The sequence below is a fragment of the Bacteroides caecigallinarum genome (assembly GCF_021530995.1).
GTDB lineage: Bacteria > Bacteroidota > Bacteroidia > Bacteroidales > Bacteroidaceae > Phocaeicola > Phocaeicola faecigallinarum.
This window is the reverse complement of record NZ_JADYTF010000254.1, coordinates 1-910: the sequence shown is the minus strand read 5'-3', so window position 1 is coordinate 910 and position 910 is coordinate 1. Positions and strand designations below refer to the sequence as shown.

Annotated in this window: 1 protein-coding gene; it reads left to right on the top strand. The window is 31.9% G+C overall.

Annotated features, from left to right (window positions below):
- Positions 1–21 precede the first annotated feature (21 nt).
- Positions 22–910, top strand: an 889-nt coding sequence (locus tag I6E24_RS16435; protein WP_235329785.1) for a hypothetical protein, incomplete at its 3' end; no start/stop codon positions are given.

The following is a 910-nucleotide window of genomic DNA, read 5'->3' as shown; positions in this document are numbered from 1 at the left end:
ATTATAAATAATAGAAAATTTATGAAAAGAATTATTAATACATATTTTACAATTCTTATAGGGGCTGTAATTACGTTGTCATCATTCCTCTCTTGTACTGATCTAGAAGATATTGAAATTAGTTATAAACAAGATATTGGCATCACCGCAATGCACATCTTTGATAACTATGAACAATTTACAGAAGGAGATTTCGACATGTCCAAAGATGGTTGGAAATTAAACTTATTAGTATTAGTATATGATGAAAGCGGACATTTAGTAGAGAAATCCGAGAAATTATGTAGTAGTTTATCAGAAAGTTTAAATTATGCACCATCCTTAGAACCAGGAGAATACACTGTAATTTGTATTGCCGACTTTAGAGACGGTTTGGGAGGTAATGGATATAAATTCTGGAATATAGAAAACGAATCTAACCTTCAAGATCTGTCTATTACTGAGAATAGTACCTATTTCCCTGTCGTCTTTGAGACACTTGGATTAGATGTACAAAAGCTTAATGTAACAGATAAAGCACAAGCTATTAATGCAGACATAAAACCTGTAACAAGTTTAGTGCATGTATATATGAGTGACAAAGACTACTCTGGATGGGGTATAGATGGTTATAGTAGATTTTCTGTTTTAACCGATGGTTACTTTATTAAAGCGCTTAAAGCTAAAAATAATGTAAGATTTGAAGGTGGAAATCCTACATTCAACTATAGCGAGCAGTTATCTAATTATAATTTAGCAATATCAGAGGTACTTACGAAATGGACCGATAAAAAAGCTCCAACAACATACCTCTATCGTGCATTATTGCCAGAAGAAAACAAAGGATTTAGTTTTCAAATACAAAAAAGAGAATTACCTCAAGATGCTTATGATAAGTTTGTAACTTTTTGTGGGGAGTTTGATACAGAAG